Origin of the sequence: Phenylobacterium sp., assembly GCF_030698145.1 — a bacterium.
GTDB lineage: Bacteria > Pseudomonadota > Alphaproteobacteria > Caulobacterales > Caulobacteraceae > Phenylobacterium.
Map to the genome: position 1 here is coordinate 1 of NZ_JAUYNW010000001.1, position 4083 is coordinate 4083.

At 68.0% G+C, this 4083-nt stretch carries 6 protein-coding genes and 1 pseudogene; 5 read left to right on the plus strand and 2 right to left on the minus strand.

What is annotated here, in order from left to right; translation table 11 throughout:
- The 3 genes and pseudogenes from Q8Q77_RS00005 to Q8Q77_RS00015 all read left to right on the plus strand — a co-directional run.
- Positions 1-445, plus strand: a pseudogene (locus tag Q8Q77_RS00005) (DNA-directed RNA polymerase subunit beta'); the annotation flags it as partial.
- Positions 446-565: 120 nt separating this feature from the next.
- Entirely contained in the window at positions 566-913 is a 348-nt protein-coding gene (locus Q8Q77_RS00010) for a GFA family protein (protein WP_305579885.1), read from the plus strand.
- Entirely contained in the window at positions 910-1377 is a 468-nt protein-coding gene (locus Q8Q77_RS00015; RefSeq protein WP_305579887.1) for a GNAT family N-acetyltransferase, read from the plus strand. The genes Q8Q77_RS00010 and Q8Q77_RS00015 overlap by 4 nt, the downstream gene beginning before the upstream one ends.
- Here the strand turns inward: Q8Q77_RS00015 and Q8Q77_RS00020 are convergent.
- Positions 1374-2228: a hypothetical protein gene (locus Q8Q77_RS00020; RefSeq protein ID WP_305579889.1), complete on the minus strand. Its 855-nt coding sequence runs from the start codon at positions 2226-2228 to the stop codon at positions 1374-1376. The genes Q8Q77_RS00015 and Q8Q77_RS00020 overlap by 4 nt on opposite strands.
- A 144-nt stretch (positions 2229-2372) precedes the next feature.
- On the opposite strand from Q8Q77_RS00020, the gene Q8Q77_RS00025 reads away from it, so the two are divergent.
- The gene (locus tag Q8Q77_RS00025; protein ID WP_305579891.1) at positions 2373-2705 is read left to right on the plus strand and encodes a zf-TFIIB domain-containing protein; all 333 of its coding nucleotides are present in this window, start codon (positions 2373-2375) and stop codon (positions 2703-2705) included.
- An 8-nt stretch (positions 2706-2713) separates the two neighbouring features.
- Here the strand turns inward: Q8Q77_RS00025 and Q8Q77_RS00030 are convergent, their stop codons facing one another.
- Positions 2714-3337 carry a hypothetical protein gene (locus Q8Q77_RS00030; protein WP_305579893.1) on the minus strand — a complete coding sequence of 208 codons (624 nt, stop codon included), beginning with the start codon at positions 3335-3337 and terminating at the stop codon, positions 2714-2716.
- Positions 3338-3678: 341 nt separating this feature from the next.
- On the opposite strand from Q8Q77_RS00030, the gene rpsL reads away from it, so the two are divergent.
- Positions 3679-4050 carry a 30S ribosomal protein S12 gene (gene rpsL, locus Q8Q77_RS00035; RefSeq protein WP_254836833.1) on the plus strand — a complete coding sequence of 124 codons (372 nt, stop codon included), beginning with the start codon at positions 3679-3681 and terminating at the stop codon, positions 4048-4050.
- The last annotated feature ends 33 nt before the right edge of the window (positions 4051-4083 follow it).

A 4083-nucleotide genomic window follows, 5' to 3' on the forward strand; every position in this document is an offset into this window, starting at 1 on the left:
CGTTCGTCAGATGCTGCAAAAGGGCGAGATCCTCGAGCCGGGCGACACCGGCCTGCTCAAGGGCGATCACCTGGACATGTCGGAGATCAACGAGGAGAACGCCAAGACCGAGTCCCGTGGCGGCCGTCCGGCCATCACCCAACCGGTCCTGCTGGGCATCACCAAGGCGTCGCTGCAGACCCGCAGCTTCATCTCGGCCGCCTCGTTCCAGGAAACCACCCGCGTCCTCACCGAGGCTTCGGTCCAGGGCAAGAGCGACACCCTGGAAGGCCTGAAGGAAAATGTGATCGTCGGCCGCCTGATCCCGGCGGGCACCGGGTCCTACCTGCGCAACCTGCAGCGCATCGCCGCCAAGCGCGACGAAGCCCTGTCGGCCAGCCGCGAGGAGGCCATGGAACCCCTGCCGGAAGTCATCGCCGTCGAAGCCGAGGCCGAGAAGGTCTAAGGCTAATAGAGCTCGGTCTGTGCGCGTAAGAAGCGGCCCGGGAGCAATCCCGGGCCGTTTTCCTTTGGGGTGATGGCGAGCTAGGCTTGGCGTCAAATCACCAGCATCGAGGCCGCCAGGTTGCCGAGGTATTTGGGAAGCTGCCACTGCGGCAAGGTCCGGTTCGCGGTCGACGCCGAGATAGACCATGTCCGCGTCTGCGACTGCTCGATCTGTCGCCGCCGAGGCGCCTTGATCCATCGGGTCGAGGAGCAACAGTTCGAATTGCTCACCCCCCTGGACGAACTCGCCACCTACGAGTTCAACAGCCGCCAGGCCACGGACTACTTCTGCCCCCATTGCGGAATCCTGCCGTTCCGACGCCCCCGGACCGCGCCTCACCTTTGGGCCATCAATGTCCGTTGCCTCGAGGACGTCGATTTCGACGCGATCCGCATTGAGCGGGTGTCAGGGAGCCGCTTGCCGTGAGGATCGGTCCGGTCCGAACGCCGGATGACCTGCAAGCGACGGCGGCCCTGTTCGAGGCCTATGCCAGGTCGCTCCCGATCGATCTGGGATATCAGGATTTCGCCGTGGAGCTCGCGTCCCTGCCGGGCAAGTACGCGCCGCCCCGCGGCGAGCTGCTCCTGGCGCGCGACGCCGCTGGCCAGGCGCTGGGCTGCGTTGGCCTGAGGCCCTTGGCCGCTGAAGGCTGCTGCGAGATGAAGCGCCTCTACCTTGCCCCGGAAGCCCGAGGAACGGGCCTTGGGCGCGCCCTCGCCCAGGCGATCGTCGGGCAGGCGCGGAAGATCGGTTACAGCGAGTTGCGCCTCGACACCCTGGCGACCATGACCTCGGCGATCGGCCTCTATGGCCAGATGGGCTTCGCCGAGGTCGGCCCCTACTACGCGCCCACCCCGCCCGGGACCGTGTTCATGGCGTTGTGGCTCTAGATCCGCCCATACGCCTTCAGCGTCCGGAGCGCCTTGAGCGTCTGGACGCCGCGCCACTCCAAGACCGACGCAGGACCAGGCGGGACCCAGGAGACGGGCCAGCCGCCGTCGGCCTGTTGGTCGGCGGCCAGGTGGTCGAGATGGCGTTCGATGAGGGCGTCCTCGAACCACGGGCGGCAGAAGCTGTCGGGCGTCGGGGCGAACCACAGCGGCGTGACTCCGTAGCCGGGCGACGCGGGGTCCGCCTTGAACCATTGCGCCTGGGGCAGGGCGGTCGCCAACCGCGCGGCAGCGGCGTGCGCCCGCGGCCGGTCCGGAACGCTTTCAAGGAATATGGCCGCGTCCAGGATGTCATGGCCCCCCAATCCTTCGTCGTCGATCCAGCGCCAAATCTGTTCGGTGGTCGCCTCCCGCCAGCCGTGCTCCACGCCCAGCTTATGGAGCAGGCCGACAATGCCGGAGTTGGGTACGAGCTCCGGCGGCCTGGCGTAGCCGCGCCAGTGCGGCGCGTGGGCGTCCGCCTCGAAGCCAGGCAGCAGGATGGGCGCGCCGCCGGACGGCGCGCTGACCCGCTCCAGGAAGTCGCAAGCCGCCTTGGCCATGGTCAGGTCCGCCACGCCGGCGTCGGCCATGTACTGCAGCGCGACTTCCACATTGAGCGGCTGGGAGCGCGGCGTGCGGGTGTCCGGTTCGAGCCCGTGACCGAAGCCGCCGTCGCCGTTCTGGTAGCCGGAAAGGGCCTTCAGCACGAGACCGGGGTCGCCGCCGTCGAACAGGACAGCGAACCAGCGCCGGTCGATCAACCGTGCGGCGCCAAGGACGTAGGCCCGAGCCTGGGCGAGGTCGGCCATGGGGGAACTCCTTCACCGTCAAAGTTCCTGATATGTTCTCCACGCCGCGCCTCTCGTCAAGGCACGGCGAGATTGCGGCGGGCGGCCATTGTCCTGCGCCCGCAATGCCCTAGATGAACCAGGTCACAACCGGAGGATCCCCACGTGCCGCTGCTGCTCTGCCCCAACTGCAACGTCTCCATGCAGAACGTCGCCCGCTCCGGTGTGGAACTGGACATGTGCCCGAGCTGCCGGGGCGTCTGGCTCGACCGCGGCGAGCTGGAGAAGATCCTGGAGGGCGGGCGCGAGGTCCGGCAGGCCGACGTCCAGGCCCGCGAGCGGTTCGACCGTGAGATCGACACCTTCCACCGCGACCCGGACGACTGGAAGCGCAGCCATCCCTATGACGGCGAGGCCAAGCGCCACCGCTACGACGATGACGACTATCACCATCGCAAGAAGAAGCGCGGTTTCGACATCTTCGATATCTTCGACTGACGACGCCGTCAGTTGTGCGGCTTCCAGACCTCTGGGAAGGGGTTTGGAACCTCGCTCGGCGAGCCGCCCCGGCTGAGGCCGGAGGGCACATTACCTTCTTTGTAGGCGCGGTAGGCCGCCTTGCGTTCGGCCGCGGCGTCGAAGGCCCGGCGCTTGTCGCGCGACATGGGCGGCTCGATGAACTCAGCGGTCTTGGCGCCGCGTCCGAAGCGTTCGTCGCAGTCGTCGCGCTCGGCCTTGTCCAGGATCACCGCATTGGCGTTGGCGCAGCCGGCGGCGCTGCGGCGCAGGGTGTTCCTCAGATTGTCCTTGGGACCGGGCGGCAAGGGCGCGGGATGACGCGGGGTCGCCTCGGCCCGGCCCGGCGCGTTCGGGGTGACCAGCGGCGCCACGGGCGAGGTCTCGTCGGGCGTGAGCGCACGGCGGGGACGCAGGGGGCGGCTGGCGGCCGGGGCAGGGCGCTCCCGGCGAGGCGCCATGACCAGCGGGGCGATGCTGACCTCGAAGACCGGCGGGGCCTGGGCCTGACGCAGGGTCGGATGGGCTATGGCCAGCAGGGCCAGCACGCCCAGGTGGGCGAGGACCGAGACCAGGACCACGCTCGGCAGGGTTCGGCGATCCGTCCTGGCCATCCCGCCCCTGAAGGTTGCAAACTTCACCGTAGGCTCGGCGCGGCGCGCGGCCTTTTCGTGGCGCAAACCAGGCGTGGGGGAGGGCGGGGCGGCCTTTCTTTCGCAAGCGTTGACGAGACGGGGCTTGGCGAGTATGAACCGCGCTCCTTTCGAGGCCGGGGATTCTTCCTCTGTCCCGATGAGCGGCCATCCCGAAACGGACGGTCAGGCCCGCCGGAACGCTAGAGATCGCGCGCCGGCGAGTTTTTGCGTTCAGCGGGCGGCCTTGAGACCAGAGACAAACCGAACCCTTTTTCGAGGCGCCACGGCCAAACGGCACACGCCTCCAGAGCAGAGATTAGATGCCTACAGTCAACCAGCTCATCCGTAAGCCTCGGCAGGACAAGCCGTCGCGTAATAAGGTGCCGGCCCTGAAGGGCTGCCCCCAACGTCGCGGCGTCTGCACCCGCGTGTACACGACCACCCCGAAGAAGCCGAACTCGGCGCTTCGTAAGGTCGCCAAGGTGCGCCTGACCACCGGCATCGAAGCGGTGTGCTACATCCCTGGCGAAGGCCACAATCTGCAGGAGCACTCCGTCGTGCTCATCCGCGGCGGCCGGGTGAAGGACCTTCCGGGCGTCCGCTACCACATCCTGCGCGGCGTGCTCGACACCCAAGGGGTCAAGGACCGCAAGCAGCGTCGTTCGCACTACGGCGCCAAGCGTCCTAAGTAAGGAAGAAGAAGAATGTCCCGCCGCCGTCGCGCC